Source organism: Haemophilus sp. SZY H8 (assembly GCF_018829755.1).
GTDB lineage: Bacteria > Pseudomonadota > Gammaproteobacteria > Enterobacterales > Pasteurellaceae > Haemophilus > Haemophilus haemolyticus_K.
Genome location: NZ_JAHKJY010000001.1, coordinates 475,787 through 494,185 on the forward strand (window position 1 = coordinate 475,787; position 18,399 = coordinate 494,185).

The window sequence follows — 18,399 nt, forward strand, 5'->3', positions numbered from 1 at the left end:
CTTTCTAATAAGTGCGGATAAAATAACGCGAGTTTTTCAACTCGCGTTTTCGATAATTAATAAATTAACCACTAAACTGCATACTGTGTAATTGTTTATAGGCGCCATTTTGTTCAAGCAATGCCTTATGGTTACCGCGCTCACGAATTTCTCCGTGATCAATCACAAGAATTTCATCCGCATTTTCAATTGTTGATAAACGATGAGCGATTACGATAACAGTACGGTCCTTCTTCAATTCATCTAATGCAGATTGAATTGCTCGTTCTGACTCTGTATCTAGTGCAGATGTGGCTTCATCTAAAATTAATACTGGAGAATTACGCAATAAAGCACGAGCAATCGCTAAACGTTGACGTTGGCCACCGGACAGGCTCGCACCGTTTTCACCAATGACCGTATCAAAACCTTGTGGTAATTTTTCGATAAACTCTAAAGCATAAGCCGCTTTTGCTGCAGCGATAATTTCTTCGCGAGAATACTTATCTTGTGCTGCATAAGCAATATTATTCGCAATGGTATCATTAAATAAATGTACTTGTTGAGAAACCACAGCGCAGTTTTCACGTAAATTAGATAAACGATAATCTTGGATATTTACGCCATCCAGTAAAATTTCACCTTGATCAATATCGTAAAAACGCGTCACTAAATTAGCGATGGTTGATTTACCCGATCCAGAACGCCCCACTAGGGCTACGGTTTTTCCTGCTGGCACGCTGAAAGAAATATTATTTAATGCAAGTTCCTCTTTTCCTTGATATGCAAAACTCACATTTTTAAATTCTAGCGCACCTTTCGCTGGTTCAGCTTGGTAAGTCCCATTATCTTTTTCTGGTTCTAAATCTAAAATGGCAAATAGCGTTTGACACGCTGCCATTCCACGTTGGAATTGAGAGTTTACATTCGTTAAAGATTTTAATGGACGCATCATCGCCAACATAGATGAGAAAACCACCGTAAAAGAACCCGCACTTAGGTTATCTTCCGCAATCAACGGAGTCGTCGCTAAAAACAATACTGCCGCCAAAGCAAGAGAAGCAATAATCTGCACAACAGGATCGGAAATGGAGTCTGCGGTGACCATTTTCATACCTTTACGACGCATATTGTTACTCACTTTATTAAAACGCTCTTCCTCTACAAGCTGACCACCAAACGAAAGCACGACTTTATGTCCTTTCAACATTTGCTCGGTCGTTGCAGTTAATTCGCCCATTGAATCTTGTAAATTCTTACTCAATTTACGGAAAATTTTTGACACGATAGTGATCAATACCGCAATAATTGGCCCGATAACAAATAAAACAAGCGTTAATTCCCAGCTTGTATAAAACATTACGACCAATAGCGAAATAATATATGCCCCTTCTCGCACAATAGTAATTAAGGATCCTGAAGAAGAACTTGCAATCATCTCAGAATCATAAGTAATACGAGAAAGTAATTTGCCTGTTGAATTTCTGTCAAAGAAACTCACTGGCATAAACATCAAATGTTTAAACAAGCGGCGACGCATTGTCATGACAACTTTGCCTGATACCCACGCCAAACAATAATTAGAAATAAAGTTGGTAATGCCGCGTAAAATAATCATTCCAACGACGACAAAAGCCATAATTTTCAAAAATGAATTATTTGCCTTGCCAAAACCATCGTCCAACAAAGGTTTTAACAAGTAAATCAAACCTGAATCAGCCAACGCGTTCAAAACTAATGCTATGCCCGAAACAACAAGCCCCGCTTTAAAAGGTTTAATTGTTGGCCATAAACGCTTAAAAGTTTGTAAGGTTGAAAAATCATTTTCTTGTAATTTTTGCTCTTGCATAATCGCTATCTAATGGTAAAAATTGCGCGCATTGTACCTTTTATTCGTTCGAGAATCCAATTACACGCGCATACCAAGGGGAAAATTCTGTGCGCGCTTGTTGGATTTCTAATCGGTCTTTAAAGAAATTTACCCTTACTTGCCCTGAAATTGCGGTATTTTCTACCGCACTTTTATAGCGTTGAAGCCTTTCTATAACCGAATAATGGGGGAATTTCCACGAATTCCAACGTCCACTAGAAATAATGGCTACATCTGGTCTAACCTGAGAAAGCAAGTATTCACTTGTCGATGTTTTACTCCCGTGATGCCCTACTTGTAACACATCAATTTTGCCTAAAGTTCGGGCAAAAATTTGCTCATTTTTTACTTCAGCATCGCCAGTCAACAAAACGCTATGCTTTCCATCATCAACTAAAATCACACAAGAATGGGGATTATCTGCTCGCTCCACAATAGAGTGTGGTGAAAGTATTTGAAAATGTAGCCCTTGCCAATCCCAATCACGTCCAGCAGTACAAAAAGTGCGGTGATTTTCCCCATAGTTTTTTCGTGAAGGAGTAATAAATTCCACATTCCGATACGCCTTTAAAATTATCGAAGCACCACCTGCATGATCGTTATCGTCGTGGCTCAAAATCAATTTTTCCAAAGTAATCCCTTCTCGTTGCAAATAAGGCAAAATTTCTAATTCAGCCATATTTCCCCCTTGCCATGCAGGGCCTGTATCATAGAGAATCCCTTTACCATTTTTTACAATCAAAGTAGCTAAGCCCTGCCCCACATCTAAAGTATCTACCTGCCAAATTGGCTTGCTTAGTTGCTTGAACAACAAAATCATAAAACACAGCGACATAATGCCGAAAGAACATCGCAAAACGTTGATTCGATCATTTTTTAGCAAAGGTTTACTGAGATTTAATGTAAAAAATCTTGCTCGTTTTATTTGTTTGGTTGATGATAAAACCTTGGGTTCTCGGTAAATACTCCAAATAATTAACATAAACATGCCACAACAAAGTGCGGTTAGAACCAGCGCTAAATTAAATGAAACACTGAACCAATTTCCTTGAAAAAGAGAAATTAACCAAGTAATTCCTTCGGCTAACTTATTCGCAAGTTGCCAAGAAAAAACCGCACCGTTGGTAAAAACAGCAAATAAAATCAAAGGAACAAGCAAAAAACTATAAAGTGGTACGGCAATAAGATTGGCTAAAAACCCGCTCAACGATAAGCCATTAAATAAAAAAAGTTGCAAAGGCGTAAAAAAGAGCAATAACCCAAATTGCAAATGAAATAAACTCAAAATCCACCGCACCTTTGATGAAAAGGGACGATTTTTCCATTGAAAAACTGAAAAAGGCACATAACGATACCAGACAATCAAACAACCAACTGCACCACAAGAAAGCCAAAAACTGACAGAAAGAGGCATTAATGGATCGCAGAAAAGCAAGAATCCGACAACCAGCATAAAAAGCTGAAGGGGTGAATAATGTCGCCTCATTATTTGAATGAAGAAAACGAAAACAAGTGCTGAAATGGCACGAAAAGTTGGCACGCTAAAACCAGCCAAATACGCATAAATTAAAGCAAATAAAACACCAAAAACTAAAGGAAAATAAGGATGAATAAAACGGGTGGGGAAAAATACTTGCAAAACACGCGCCAAGTAAAATCCAATTCCCATAGCCAACCCAATATGTAAGCCAGAAATAGCAATAAGATGTGCGGTATTGGTTTGTTGGTAAATTGACCAAGTAGTTTTATCTAACCAAGCCCGCTCACCAAAAGCTAATGCAATTAATAAACCTTGCAGTGATAACCCTTCCGTTTGCTTCTTTACTTGTTGCAATTTTTCTGCTCGCAATGATGAAAAATCAGCAATTTTTACCGCACTTTTTACAGTTCCGACAGCCGTAATCTCCTTTGAAAAATACCATTGTTGCCGATCAAATCCACCAAAATTTAATCTCGCAGAAAGGGGACGTAAAGAAATTTCCGCTTGCCAAATTTCTGATAATTTAGGCACCTCTTTTGCTTTCCAATTTAAAAAAATTCGTTGCTCTTGTAAGTTATCCGCCAATGTTGCTGTGGCGATAAGCGTTTGATAATCCTGTTGGTGCAAAATTTCTTGAATCTCAAAAGTCACCACTTGTTTTTGAGCGGTAATACTTTGAGCCTGTTGTAACAAGCTAAGTGCCGAATGGTGTGTATAACCTAGAGAAACAACAAAAAAGGCAAGATAAACTAAAACGTTTCTACGGAAAAAAATAAAAAGAAAAATCAAAACAAGCGCAATAACGAGAGCAACTTGCCAAGGCAATAGCAATGACTGTGGTAGAAATAACAACGTTAAATCCGCAACAATCAACAAGATAACCAAAGTTATTAAGTTTAATTTCATTTTTATAGCTATTTTAGGCTTATCGTTCTAAGCCTAAAATAGATTCATCTCAATGTGCAAAAGGTTGCTGACGTTTCTGCGATCTATATCGCAAAAATAAATGTTTCAGGAAAATTTACTTGCTAAAAAAAACAACTTCTGATATTTATAGCGCCCTCAAAAATTGGGTTCCTAAAAGTGCTGTCAGGAACAAACTAAAATAACAAGACAGGAAGTCGTGAAGTTCACGCTTAAATTCTGTATGTATTAGGAGTGAGAGATGTCAAAAGCATCGTTGAGCTTGCTAGATTTAGCAGGCGTAAAGCCTTATCAAATGAAAAAAGATGAAGAATATATGAGTGAAGATCAAATTCTTCATTTCAGAAAAATTCTTAATGCTTGGCACGAGCAAATCGTGGAAGAAGCTTCTCGCACCGTTGCACATATGCAGGATGAAGTGACCAATTTCCCCGATCCCGCAGACCGAGCAACTCAGGAAGAGGAATTCAGTCTAGAATTACGTAATCGCGATCGCGAACGTAAACTAATGAAAAAAATTGAAGCAACCCTGAAAAAACTTGATACCGATGATTTTGGTTACTGCGATTGTTGTGGTGAAGAAATTGGCATTCGCCGTTTAGAAGCACGCCCAACAGCAGATCTTTGCATTGATTGCAAAACTTTAGCTGAAATCCGCGAAAAACAAGTCGCTGGTTAATTGATTCTATTGAAAAATACAAAAGTGCGGTTAAAATTAGCCGCACTTTTTTGCATTTAAAAATGCGGAAAAATCCCCTTGCCTTTTCTTTACAGAAAAAGAGCTAAACCATTTATTTCCAACTAAAAAAACGGAGTAAATTATTCTTACTTATATCAAAAATTTGTTTGGCAAGAAGACAAAAAAATCAAAAGAGGTTGCCAAAACAAGTGCTCATTCTAAACGAGTTGAGCGTTCCAATACTCAAATGCCAAAAGCGCGGGCAAAAAAATCAGAACAAACACACCGCTACGATAAAAATGTAATTAAAGCGGCTCAATTTGATATTTCACCGCGTGATTTTAGCCGTAATGCACTCACCGTAGTGGAAAAACTGCAACGTCAAGGTTTCGAAGCTTATATCGTCGGTGGATGTATCCGCGATTTATTGCTCGGTAAAAAACCAAAAGATTTTGATGTTGCAACAAACGCCCGTCCTGAGCAAATCCAAAATATTTTCCAACGCCAATGCCGTTTAGTGGGTCGCCGTTTCCGATTAGCACATATTATGTTTGGTCGAGATATTATTGAAGTTGCCACTTTCCGTGCCAATCACAGTGATGCTCGCAATGAAAATCAAGCGAAACAGAGCAATGAAGGCATGTTACTGCGCGATAATGTTTACGGTACGATCGAACAAGATGCAGAACGCCGAGACTTTACGGTCAATGCGCTGTATTACAATCCGCAAGACAATACCTTACGTGATTATTTTGATGGTATTCATGATCTCAAAGCGGGAAAACTACGCTTAATTGGTGATCCAGTTACGCGTTATCAAGAAGATCCTGTACGCATGCTACGCTCCATTCGTTTCATGGCAAAACTTGATATGTTCCTTGAAAAACCGAGCGAACAACCAATTCGTGAACTTGCGCCTTTATTAAAAAATATTCCGCCAGCTCGCTTATTTGATGAAAGTTTAAAATTATTACAAGCAGGAGAAGGGGTAAAAACCTATCGCTTATTACGCCAATATGGTTTATTTGAACAACTTTTCCCTGCATTAAGCCCATATTTTACAGAGAAAGAAGATAGCTTTGCAGAACGCATGATCGTCACCGCACTTACTTCTACGGATGAACGTGTTGCGGATAAACTTCGTATTAATCCTGCATTCTTATTTGCAGCATTTTTCTGGTATCCATTACGCGAAAAAGTGGAAATATTGAAAAATGAAGGCGGTTTAAATAATCATGATGCTTATGCTTTGGCGGGGAATGAAGTTTTAGATTTATTCTGCCGTACTTTGGCTGCACCTCGTCGTCATACTGCTGTCATTCGGGATATTTGGTTCTTACAGCTACAATTATTAAAACGTACTGGTTCAGCACCAATGCGCACCATGGAACACCCAAAATTCCGTGCTGGCTTTGATTTACTGGCTATGCGTGCGGAAATTGAAGGTGGAGAAACGATTGAATTAGCCAAATGGTGGCACGAATATCAATTCAGCAATGGTGAACAGCGCGAACAGTTGATACACGAGCAACAACGCCTACATCCCAAACCAAAGAAAAAATACTACCGCCCACGCCGTCGTAAAACAACGCGCTCATCAGAATAAGGGAAGAGATGATTACTGCATATATTGCCCTTGGTAGCAATTTGAATACACCAGTAGAACAATTACATTCTGCGCTTAAAGCGATAAGTCAGTTACCAAACACACATTTGGTAACGACGAGCGCTTTTTATAAAAGCAAACCACTCGGCCCACAAGATCAACCCGATTATGTGAATGCCGTTGCAAAAATTAAAACCGACCTTAGCCCGCTTGCACTATTAGATGAATTGCAACGCATTGAAAATGAGCAAGGTCGAGTACGTTTACGTCGCTGGGGTGAGCGTACGTTAGATTTGGATATTTTGCTTTACGGCAACGAAATCATTCAAAACGAACGCCTAACAATTCCTCATTATGATATGCATAATCGTGAGTTTGTCATTGTGCCGTTGTTTGAAATCGCATCGGATTTGGTCTTACCTAACACTCAACCACTAGCAGATTTGGTCAAGCAATTTGATGACCATGAAATGATAAAATTAAATCCCTAGAAATTTCACCGCACTTTTATGAACCTCAAAAGTGCGGTAGAATCTGCCCACATTTTTCTTCATTCATGACCCGTTATGGAAAGCTTAACTCAATATATCCCTGATGAATTTTCTATGCTCCGCTTCGGCAAAAAATTTGCGGAAATTCTTCTAAAATTGCATACCGAAAAAGCAATTATGGTTTATCTTAACGGTGATCTTGGGGCAGGAAAAACAACGCTGACACGCGGAATGCTGCAAGGTATCGGCCATCAGGGTAATGTAAAAAGCCCAACTTATACGCTGGTTGAAGAATACAATATTGCAGGCAAAATGATTTATCATTTTGATTTATATCGTTTAGCAGATCCTGAAGAGCTCGAATTTATGGGCATTAGAGATTATTTTAATACGGATAGCATCTGCTTAATTGAATGGTCTGAAAAAGGCCAAGGCATATTGCCGGAAGCGGATATTTTAGTAAATATTGATTATTACGATGATGCACGAAATATTGAATTAATCGCACAAACAAACTTAGGTAAAAATATTATAAAAGCATTCTCTAATTAATTTATTTATGAAAACTAAAATTTTATTTTTTCTTTTTTTCTCAACGTTTAGCTTCTCTCTTTTTGCAGCCCCAATTACGATTGCAATTGACCCAGGTCATGGAGGAAAAGATCCAGGTGCAATCAGCCGAAACTTGGGCATTTATGAAAAAAACGTCACCCTTTCGATTGCAAAAGAGTTAAAAGCCTTACTCGATAAAGATCCAAATTTTCGTGGCGTATTAACACGAAGCGGTGATTACTATATTTCCGTGCCTGAACGTTCAGAAATCGCACGTAAATTTAAAGCGAATTATCTCATTTCCATTCATGCGGATTCATCTGAATCACCTGAACGTCGCGGTGCATCAGTCTGGGTGTTGTCAAACCGTCGAGCCAATGATGAAATGGGTCAATGGTTAGAAGACGATGAAAAACGCTCCGAATTACTCGGTGGCGCAGGAAAAGTGCTTTCACACAATAACGATAAATACCTAGATCAAACTGTGCTTGATTTACAATTTGGTCATAGCCAACGTACAGGTTATGAACTTGGCAAGCATATTTTAAGCCATTTTTCAAAAGTGACGACCTTAAGTCGCAGTGTTCCTCAACACGCAAGTCTTGGCGTTTTACGTTCGCCCGATATTCCTTCCGTATTAGTGGAGACAGGTTTTCTATCAAATTCTGATGAAGAACAAAAACTTAACTCACCAGCTTATCGCCGTCGTATCGCCTATATGATTTATGAGGGATTAGTGGTTTTCCGCGGCGGAAAAGCTAAATCTTTCATAAGTGATGATATTGTTCAGAATAGCAAACAAAGTGATACAAAAAATACTGAAAAAAATGACCGCACTTCCGATAAAAATACCAATGAGAACAGCGTAAAAGATAGTGGACTTCGCCACACCGTCAAAAATGGGGAAAGTTTAGGAAGCCTTGCGAATAAATATGATGTCAAAGTGGCGGACATTGTGGCGTTAAATAAATTAAAACGCGAAGCGCTTTGGATTGGTGAAACCATCAAAATTCCAGATAATGGAAAAACTCAAAAGGCACAAGATGAAAAAATAAATTCATCAAAAAATAAAGAAAGTGCGGTGAAAAAAGCAGAGAAAACGACTGAGAAAAGCAATACTTTAAAAGTAGAAAAATCAGAAAATAAAACGGATAAAAATAAATCCTCAAATAAAACGAAAAAAGAGGAAACCTCATCCAATAAAAAATCTGATGAGAAAAAAGAAATTCCGCTTTACCATGTCATTCAAAAAGATCAGACAATCTATGCTGTATCGCGAGAATACAATATTTCAGTTAACCAAATTTTAAAACTAAATCCAAAATTAAAAGATGGTAAAGCCCTGAGCGGACAAAAAATTAAATTAAGAGAAAAATAAATGCCAATTAAAATTCTTTCCCCACAACTTGCTAACCAAATTGCTGCTGGTGAAGTGGTAGAACGCCCTGCGTCTGTGGTGAAAGAATTAGTGGAAAATAGCCTTGATGCAGGTGCAAATAAAATCCAAATCGATATCGAAAATGGTGGGGCAAATTTAATCCGCATTCGTGACAATGGCTGTGGCATCCAAAAAGAAGAATTAAGCCTGGCTCTAGCTCGACATGCTACTAGCAAAATAGCCGATCTTGACGATTTAGAAGCCATTTTAAGTTTGGGTTTTAGAGGTGAGGCATTGGCAAGTATCAGCTCTGTATCTCGCTTAACGCTCACCTCTCGCACCGAAGCGCAAACTGAAGCGTGGCAAGTTTACGCGCAAGGCCGTGATATGGAAACAACGATCAAACCTGCATCACATCCTATCGGCACAACAGTTGAAGTCGCCAATCTTTTTTTCAACACGCCAGCTCGTCGAAAATTTTTGCGCACAGACAAAACAGAATTTGCTCATATTGATGAAGTCATTCGCCGCATTGCTTTAACAAAATTCAATACGGCATTTACATTAACGCATAATGGGAAAATCATCCGTCAATATCGTCCTGCTGAAACGCTTAATCAGCAACTAAAACGTGTCGCCGCTATTTGTGGGGATGATTTTGTCAAAAATGCCTTACGAATTGATTGGAAACACGATGATTTACATTTATCAGGCTGGGTAGCCACACCAAATTTTAGCCGAACTCAAAATGATTTAAGTTATTGCTATATTAATGGTCGAATGGTGAGAGATAAAGTGATCAGCCATGCTATTCGACAAGCCTATGCACAATATTTACCAACCGATGCTTATCCTGCGTTTGTGTTGTTTATTGACTTAAATCCACATGATGTGGATGTAAATGTTCATCCAACCAAACATGAAGTGCGATTTCACCAACAACGTCTCATTCATGATTTCATTTACGAAGGCATCAGCCATGCTCTAAACAATCAAGAACAGCTTAATTGGCACACAGAGGCAAGTGCGGTAGAAAATCCCGAAGAAAATACGGTGCGTGAACCCCAACCGAATTATAGCATTCATCCTAATCGTGCAGCTGCGGGGCAAAATATCTTTGCGCCACAATATCATGAGAAATCACAGCAAAATCCACCGCACTTTTTTAATACACCAGTGTTGCCAAATCATGTAAGCACTGGTTATCGAGATTACCGTTCTGATGCACCGAGTAAAACAGAGCAACGTTTATATGGTGAATTGTTACGCACATTACCGCCTACAGAGCAAAAGGATATATCGAATACAGCACAACAAAATATTTCAGATACACCTAAAATCATCTCAACTGAAATAATTGAGTGCCCATCACATCTGCGCGCCCTTTCACTTATTGAGAATCGCGCGCTGTTATTACAACAGAACCAAGATTTCTTTTTGCTTTCATTGGAAAAATTACAACGCTTGCAATGGCAATTAGCTTTACAACAAATACGCATTGAACAACAGCCCTTATTGATTCCCATCGTGTTTCGCCTAACTGAATCACAATTTCAAGCATGGCAACAATATTCAGATGACTTCAAAAAAATTGGCTTTGAATTTATTGAAAATCAAGCACAATTACGCTTAACCTTAAATAAAGTGCCAAGTTTATTGCGTACACAAAATCTACAAAAATGCGTGATGGCAATGCTGAATAGAGAGGAAAATTCATCACCATTTTTAACCGCACTTTGCTCAGAATTAGAATGCAAAGCCTTTAATGCTTTAGCGGATGCACTTAATTTATTGAGCGATACAGAACGTTTACTCACGCAAACAAATCGCTCGGCATTTACCCAGTTGCTAAAACCTGTTAACTGGCAGCCTTTATTAAACGAAATTTAGATTCTTCATGAAACCAACCGCAATTTTTTTAATGGGCCCAACAGCCTCAGGCAAAACAGATTTAGCTATTCAACTACGAAGCGCGCTTCCAGTCGAAGTGATTAGTGTGGATTCAGCTCTCATTTATAAGGGAATGGATATTGGCACAGCGAAACCATCAAAAGAAGAACTTGGCCTTGCGCCTCATCGATTGATCGATATTTTAGATCCGTCAGAAAGCTATTCCGCAATGAATTTTCGCGCCGATGCGCTACGCGAAATGGCAAATATTACTGCACAAGGCAAAATTCCATTATTAGTGGGCGGCACGATGTTGTATTACAAAGCCTTAATCGAAGGGCTTTCTCCCTTGCCTTCTGCTGATGAAAATATTCGAGCTAAGCTTGAACAAAAAGCGGCTCAACAAGGTTGGGCAGCATTACATACAGAACTCGCCAAAATCGATCCTATTTCTGCCGCTCGAATTAATCCAAGTGATTCTCAACGAATCAATCGTGCTTTAGAAGTTTTTTACATCACAGGAAAATCACTCACAGAGCTGACGGAAGAAAAAGGCGAAGCCTTGCCTTATGATTTTGTGCAATTTGCAATTGCGCCACAAGATCGTCATATTTTGCATGACCGAATTGAACAACGCTTTCATAAAATGATTGAACTGGGTTTTCAAGCTGAAGTGGAGAAACTTTATGCGCGTGGTGATTTAAATATTAATCTACCTTCAATTCGCTGTGTAGGCTATCGTCAGATGTGGGAATATTTACAAGGCGATTACGATCACGAGGAAATGATTTTCCGTGGTATTTGCGCTACGCGCCAACTTGCAAAACGCCAGCTCACTTGGCTGCGCGGTTGGAAAACACCAATACAATGGCTGGATAGTTTGCAACCTCAACAAGCGAAAGAAACCGTATTACGTCACTTAGATTCTTATCAAAAAGGTTAGAAAAAATGACCGCACTTTCTGCCCTCATTGAACAAAAATTACAATCTATTGGTACAATCCTGTGCCAATCTTTTCCAGAACTTTCCCCAGAAAAAATTCACGAAACCATTCAACAAAATTCAAATCATCCTGAAATGCCTGTTTATCAATTAGGCTATGCTATGGCAATGTCTGACTTTGTGGAAAAAGTTTTGCAAAAATACCCGCACTTAGTGAAACAATGGTGGGAAAAATCGCCCTGTTTTGCAGATTGCTCTGACTATACTGAACGTTTGAATAGAGAGTTAGCCAATGCACATAATGAAACCGCACTCTATCAAACATTACGCCAATTCCGTAACATTGAAATGGCAAAATTAAGTTTTTGTCAAAGTTTGAATCTTGCCACTGTAGAAGAAATTTTTGTTCAGCTTTCACAACTTGCAGAAAGTTTAATTATCGCTGCTCGCGATTGGCTTTATCATCAAGCCTGTGCGGAGATGGGCATACCAATGGATGAACAAGGCAATCCGCAACAACTTTATATTCTAGGAATGGGGAAACTAGGCGGCTTTGAACTCAATTTTTCCTCGGATATTGATTTAATTTTCACTTATCCATCACAAGGGGAAACATCCATTGAGAATGCGAATGCTCGACGTTCTGTGGATAATGGAAAATTCTTTACGCGTTTAGGACAACGCCTTATTTCTGCCTTAGATGAATTTACCTCTGATGGTTTTGTGTATCGAACCGATATGCGCTTGCGTCCATTTGGTGACAGCGGTGCGCTTGTTCTCAGCTTTGCCGCAATGGAGCAATATTATCAAGATCAAGGTCGAGATTGGGAACGCTATGCCATGATCAAAGGGCGAATATTGGGCGCACAAACAAAGGATCCCAACGTTTCAAAATTACAAAAAATGTTACGCCCTTTTGTGTATCGCCGCTATATTGACTTTAGTGTGATTCAATCTTTACGCGAAATGAAAGGCAAAATTGAGCGAGAAGTACGCCGTCGTGGTTTGAAAGATAATATTAAATTGGGTGCAGGGGGGATTCGTGAAGTCGAATTTATCGTGCAAGTATTTCAACTCATTCGAGGCGGGCGAGAAATCAATCTACAACAACATTCACTCTTAAAGATCTTGCCTGAAATTACCAAACTAGGATTAATTACCGAGCAACAATTCCACGATTTACGTGAAAGTTATATTTTTTTACGCCGAGTAGAAAACATTCTACAAGCTATTAACGATCAACAAACTCAAACACTACCAACCGATGAAATAGATCAAATTCGTTTAATCGAGGCATGTAAAACATTCACCTGTTTAAATGAAAATAATCAAACTATTGAAAAACATTATCCAATAGAAAATTGGGACAATTTTTACCGCACTTTGCAACAAAAACAAGAAAAAGTGCGGGCAGTATTTACTCAATTAATCGGTGATGAACAAGATGAGCCTTCACAAACTGATAGCCAATGGCAAGATTTTTTAGAATTAGATTTTGAGGATATTGAACAAACATTATTAGAGAGTGGTGTATCAGAAAATAATATTGATGACGTTTTAGAAAAGCTTGCTCAATTCAAAGACAGCCTAAATCACAGAGTGATTGGTTCGCGTGGGCGTGATGTTTTGAGTCATTTAATGCCAATAGTACTTGCACTTATTTTTGAACAAGAAAATTACCGCACTTTGCTCCCCCGAATTCTGAACATTATTGAAAAAATTTCGAGTCGCACGACTTATTTAGAATTATTATTGGAAAATCCTCGTGCCCTTCAGCAAGTTATTGAACTTTGTGCGCAGTCTCAACTTATTTCAGAACAACTGGCTCGCCACCCTATCTTATTAGATGAATTGCTTAATACAGAGGCGCTACGCCATCCGTTACCATTTACCCTATATCCTGCAGAGTTACACCAATATTTACTTCGTTTACCACCTGATGATGAAGAACAGCTTATTGATGCTTTACGTCAATTTAAACAAGCAACCCTATTAAAAGTGGCCGCAGCAGATATTTTGGGAGCATTACCAGTGATGAAAGTGAGCGATCATTTAACCTATCTTGCCGAAGCGATTATTGAAGTCGTTGTGAATCTAGCTTGGAAACAAGTTTCCTCTAGATTTGGCATACCTGAACATTTACAAAATGATGAAAAAGGATTTTTAGTGATTGGTTATGGAAAACTGGGCGGTATTGAACTCGGTTATAAATCCGATTTAGACCTAGTATTTTTGTACGATGCCGTAGAAAGTCAAACAACAGGTGGCAAAAAAGTGATTGATAGCAATCAATTTTACCTGCGTTTGGCACAAAAGATTGTGAGTATTTTCAGCATAAATACTTCCGCTGGCGTACTTTATGAGGCAGATATGCGTCTACGCCCGTCTGGCGATGCTGGCTTAATTGGCTGCTCTCTTTCTGCATTTGCCCATTATCAATTAAATGAAGCTTGGACATGGGAAAAACAAGCTCTTGTGCGTGCTCGCCCTGTATTTGGTGAATCATCTCTTAAAGCTAAATTTGAGCATATCCGCCAACAAGTACTTTCTGCATCACGAGATATTGAACAATTAAAACGAGATGTTGTGGAGATGCGAGAAAAAATGTTCACACATTTGTCCCATTCAAAAGATGGTGAATTTAATCTTAAAACAGATCGCGGCGGTATCACTGATATTGAATTTATCGCTCAATATTTAATGCTTGCCAATGCCCCTCAAAACTCACAATTGACAAAATGGTCAGACAACGTACGTATTTTCGATGATATGGCAGAGGCTCAAATTATTAGCCAAACAGACTGCGACACATTAAAACAATGTTATGTTGATTTACGCAATGCTATTCACCATTTAAATTTGATAGGTAAATCCTCCGTTATGGATGAAACTGAATTTGTCAAAGAGCGGTCATTTATTCAAACATTTTGGGATAAGCTATTTAGTTCATAAAATAGTAATTAAATCCCATTTTAATGAACTAAATCTAACATTTCCTGTGCATTGGCTAAGGCTAATTCGGTAATTTCACTTCCGCCCAAGAGTCTTGCCAAGGCTGGTACACGTTCAGCTTGTGAAAGTGCGGTCATTTGTGTTTCAGTTTTATTATCAACAGTAAATTTTTCTACATTGAACTGATGATGGCCATGACAAGCAACCTGTGGCAAGTGGGTTACGCATAATACTTGGCAACGTTCACTTAATTGACGTAAAAGTTTTCCGACAACACTTGCTGTTTTTCCGCTAATACCCACATCCACTTCATCGAAAATTAACGTTGGAATAGCCGATTGATCAGAAGTTAAAACTTGAATGGCTAAAGAAATACGAGAAAGCTCACCACCAGAGGCAATTTTAGCCAATGGTTGAGGTTGTTGACCTAAATTACTACGCAAAGTAAAAATCACATTATCCGCACCGTTTGATCCTACTTTATCTAAATCCGTATTCAACTCTACATAAAATTCAGCATTTTCCATTGCAAGTTGTTTTATCGACTGCGTGACATTCTGCGCTAAGCGAGCTGCAGATTGCTGACGACTTGCTGTTAATGATGTAGCCGTTGCTTGCATTTGTTCAAATGCGAGTTTTTCTTGCTCAATCAACATCTCTTCACTTTCAGAAAAATCTAAAAGTGCGGTTAATTCTGCTTTTAATTTTTTGTGATGTTCCACAAGATCTTCAGGTTTAACTTGATGTTTACGAGCAAGTTGTAAAGCCTGACTAATTCTTTGTTCGATTTCCTGTAAAAGTTGAGGATCTTGCTCGATATTACTTGATAAATTTCGCACTTCACTGGTTGCTTCTTGCACTTGAATCAATGCATCATTCAACATACTTTGCACTTCAGCATATTGCGGATCAAGTTCAGCTAATTCATCAATATATTGTGTCGCACGATAAAGCAAACTATCAATATTTACCGTGTCATTTTCACTTAAAATTTGTAGGGCTGATTGAGAAAGTTGGGTTAGCTGTTCGCTGCTAGATAAACGACGTTGTTCATCTTCTAATTCCAAATATTCATTTGGTCGAAGATTAAATTCATCTAATTCATCCACTTGATACTGTAAAAGTTGTTTACGTGCTTCATTTTCTGCCACTTTTTGTTGAAAGGTTTTAACTTGATTTTGAAGATTTTTCCATGCCTGATAATCTTCACGCATTTTCACAAGTAATTCAGGATGAGCGGCAAAATTATCAACTAACTGAAGCTGATAGTCATTTTTTAGCAATAATTGAGAAGCATGCTGCCCATTAATATGAACAAGATATTGACCAATTTCTTTTAATTGAGACGCGGATACAGGAGTACTATTAATAAAAGCTTTAGAACGTCCGTCGGCATTAATCACACGACGCAAAATACACTCAGTGGGATTATCTGGATCTTGCAATTCTTGCTCATTCAACCATTGATAAGCAGGATTATGCGATTCTAGTTGGAAAGTTGCACAAATTTCTGCACGTTCTTGCCCTTCGCGTACCATTGAGGTTTCTACTCTTTGTCCGAAACATAAACCTAAAGCATCAATGGCAATAGATTTACCTGCCCCAGTTTCCCCAGTAATAACAGACATTCCTTTCGCCAATTCGATATCAAGCTGGCGAACAATCGCAAAATTATTGATAGTAAGTTGAGTAAGCATAGCAAAATCCTTTAACTGTATATCAATCATATTACAACTGATTCAATTTACAGTAAAGGATTTTTTTACAGTATTTTACTGATACATTTCCACTAGGCTTTTTATAAAAATCAAAATGATTTCAGCCAACCTAATTTGGTACTTAATACATTGTAATAATTATAATTTTTTAGATGAAGCAATCGGAGTTTATGCTCACTTTTTTGAATATGAACCACGTCATCAGGCGTAAAAGGTAAGGCTATTTGACTATCACAGCCCACTTCCAATTGAGATGTATTATGCTCAGCAAAACGAATCGATATTTTGCTATCACCATCAATAACAAGAGGACGAGAAGTTAATGTATGTGGAAACATAGGCACTAGCGCAATCGCATTAAGATTCGGTGTCAAAATCGGACCACCAGCGGAAAGAGAATAAGCCGTAGAGCCTGTTGGAGTAGAAACAATTAATCCATCAGAACGTTGTGAAAATGCAAACTTATCATTGATATACACATGAAAATCGATCATATGCGCAATTTTTGCAGGGTGGATAACCGCCTCATTCACTGCATTCCCAGTCGATACAATTTCACCTGCACGCTCAATTTTTGCTTCCAATAAAAAACGTTCTTCCACGAAGAATTCTCCACGCTCTAAACAAGCTTCAAGTTGAGCATAAGCATTTTTCGGGTCAATATCTGTTAAAAATCCCAAATTACCACGGTTGATACCAATCAATGGAATATCATATTTTGCTAATACACGAGCACGCCCCAACATATTGCCATCACCACCAATCACGATAACCAACTGCGCTTGGCAACCAATTTCATCAAGTGTTGCAAGATTTTCTGCGGGAAGCCCCAGTTTTTCAGCAACATCTTTTTCCATCATTACTTGATAGCCACGTTCCGTTAACCAGTGAAACAAATTTTTGTGCATTTGTAGGTTAATGTCATTTCTAGGTTTTCCTACAAGCCCAATGGTTTTAAAGGAACGATATAAATTATTCATAAAATAAACCGCACTTGAATTTAACATTTTCGTCATTATATAGTTTTTTGTTAGACTATAGCTAACGACTATGGCGAATTTTGTATTTACGGAGAAAAAAATGTCAGAACAAGAACAAAAAATTGAAACCCCAGAAGTAGAAAAGCAAGAAGACGCTGTTGTGGAAGAAACACAACAAACAGAGCCTTCTCAAGAACTTGATCCTTTAGAAGAAGCGATTGCGCGAGTGCAAGAGCTTGAAGAACAGCTAAAAACTCAAATAGAAGAAGCGGCAAACAAAGAACAGGATATTTTACTTCGCTCTCGTGCTGAAATTGAAAATCTTCGTCGTCGTACTGAACAAGACGTAGAAAAAGCACATAAATTCGCATTAGAAAAATTCTCAAAAGACATTTTGAATACTATCGATAACCTAGAGCGTGCACTTGCCACTCCAGCAAATAAAGAAGATGAAAGCGTAAAAGCCTTATTTGACGGCGTAGAACTGACCTTAAAAGAATTAGTTTCAACCGTTGGTCGTTTTGGTGTAGAAGCTGTGGGGGTTGTCGGTGAAGCATTTAATCCTGATTTACATCAAGCCATTTCAATGCAGCCTGCTGAAGGCTTTGAAACCAATCAAATTAGCGTCGTATTGCAAAAAGGCTACACCTTAAATGGTCGAGTCATTCGCCCAGCAATGGTAATGGTGGCCGCTTAAGCCATAAGATAAAAAAGAGCGGTCGATTTTTCGGCCGTTTTTTATATCCATAAATAAAAATTATATGATTAATTTTATTGTTCCCCCTCCCCTTCCGTTTTAAAAATGAAAACTTTGATCTCGCTCACAAAATCAAAAAATATTTGAGAAAAGTTCTCAACAACTTAATTTGATATTTTTCTAATAAAATCAATCTCTAACAAAATCCTCGTATGATAAAAGGCCTAAAAACACTACATATTGTGTGTTGATTATCTTTTT

13 protein-coding genes are annotated in these 18,399 nt (G+C 38.2%); 9 read left to right on the forward strand and 4 right to left on the reverse strand.

Annotated features, from left to right (window positions below; genetic code table 11):
- Positions 1 to 64: 64 nt before the first annotated feature.
- On the reverse strand, positions 65 to 1,828 hold the full coding sequence (gene msbA, locus KKW16_RS02270; RefSeq protein ID WP_048954165.1) for a lipid A ABC transporter ATP-binding protein/permease MsbA: 1,764 nt from the start codon (positions 1,826 to 1,828) through the stop codon (positions 65 to 67).
- 40 nt (positions 1,829 to 1,868) lie between these two features.
- Positions 1,869 to 4,235, reverse strand: a complete 2,367-nt coding sequence (locus KKW16_RS02275; protein ID WP_215767881.1) for a DNA internalization-related competence protein ComEC/Rec2 — start codon at positions 4,233 to 4,235, stop codon at positions 1,869 to 1,871.
- Between the two features lie 259 nt (positions 4,236 to 4,494).
- On the opposite strand from KKW16_RS02275, the gene dksA reads away from it, so the two are divergent.
- From dksA to glnE, 8 genes are all read left to right on the forward strand, one after another.
- Complete coding sequence (gene dksA, locus KKW16_RS02280) at positions 4,495 to 4,932, forward strand: RNA polymerase-binding protein DksA (RefSeq protein WP_005627987.1); 438 nt, start codon at positions 4,495 to 4,497, stop codon at positions 4,930 to 4,932.
- Positions 4,933 to 5,179: 247 nt separating this feature from the next.
- On the forward strand, positions 5,180 to 6,538 hold the full coding sequence (gene pcnB, locus KKW16_RS02285; RefSeq protein ID WP_048954314.1) for a polynucleotide adenylyltransferase PcnB: 1,359 nt from the start codon (positions 5,180 to 5,182) through the stop codon (positions 6,536 to 6,538).
- An 8-nt stretch (positions 6,539 to 6,546) separates the two neighbouring features.
- The gene (folK, locus tag KKW16_RS02290; protein WP_048954167.1) at positions 6,547 to 7,029 is read left to right on the forward strand and encodes a 2-amino-4-hydroxy-6-hydroxymethyldihydropteridine diphosphokinase; all 483 of its coding nucleotides are present in this window, start codon (positions 6,547 to 6,549) and stop codon (positions 7,027 to 7,029) included.
- Positions 7,030 to 7,104: 75 nt separating this feature from the next.
- Positions 7,105 to 7,581, forward strand: coding sequence for a tRNA (adenosine(37)-N6)-threonylcarbamoyltransferase complex ATPase subunit type 1 TsaE (tsaE, locus tag KKW16_RS02295; protein ID WP_005635434.1), 477 nt, complete (start codon positions 7,105 to 7,107; stop codon positions 7,579 to 7,581).
- Positions 7,582 to 7,588: 7 nt separating this feature from the next.
- Positions 7,589 to 8,959, forward strand: coding sequence for an N-acetylmuramoyl-L-alanine amidase (locus tag KKW16_RS02300; protein WP_009766768.1), 1,371 nt, complete (start codon positions 7,589 to 7,591; stop codon positions 8,957 to 8,959).
- Positions 8,960 to 10,849, forward strand: a complete 1,890-nt coding sequence (gene mutL / locus KKW16_RS02305) for a DNA mismatch repair endonuclease MutL (RefSeq protein WP_048954169.1) — start codon at positions 8,960 to 8,962, stop codon at positions 10,847 to 10,849.
- A gap of 7 nt (positions 10,850 to 10,856) precedes the next feature.
- Positions 10,857 to 11,792, forward strand: coding sequence for a tRNA (adenosine(37)-N6)-dimethylallyltransferase MiaA (gene miaA / locus KKW16_RS02310; RefSeq protein WP_048954170.1), 936 nt, complete (start codon positions 10,857 to 10,859; stop codon positions 11,790 to 11,792).
- Between the two features lie 5 nt (positions 11,793 to 11,797).
- Entirely contained in the window at positions 11,798 to 14,743 is a 2,946-nt protein-coding gene (gene glnE / locus KKW16_RS02315; protein ID WP_048954171.1) for a bifunctional [glutamate--ammonia ligase]-adenylyl-L-tyrosine phosphorylase/[glutamate--ammonia-ligase] adenylyltransferase, read from the forward strand.
- Between the two features lie 20 nt (positions 14,744 to 14,763).
- Here glnE and recN read toward each other — a convergent pair whose 3' ends face one another.
- Positions 14,764 to 16,440, reverse strand: a complete 1,677-nt coding sequence (recN, locus tag KKW16_RS02320) for a DNA repair protein RecN (protein WP_215767882.1) — start codon at positions 16,438 to 16,440, stop codon at positions 14,764 to 14,766.
- Between the two features lie 110 nt (positions 16,441 to 16,550).
- Complete coding sequence (locus KKW16_RS02325) at positions 16,551 to 17,441, reverse strand: NAD(+) kinase (protein WP_032825633.1); 891 nt, start codon at positions 17,439 to 17,441, stop codon at positions 16,551 to 16,553.
- A gap of 100 nt (positions 17,442 to 17,541) precedes the next feature.
- Between KKW16_RS02325 and grpE the strand changes: the two genes are divergently transcribed.
- Positions 17,542 to 18,138 carry a nucleotide exchange factor GrpE gene (grpE, locus tag KKW16_RS02330; protein WP_048954173.1) on the forward strand — a complete coding sequence of 199 codons (597 nt, stop codon included), beginning with the start codon at positions 17,542 to 17,544 and terminating at the stop codon, positions 18,136 to 18,138.
- Positions 18,139 to 18,399 lie beyond the last annotated feature (261 nt).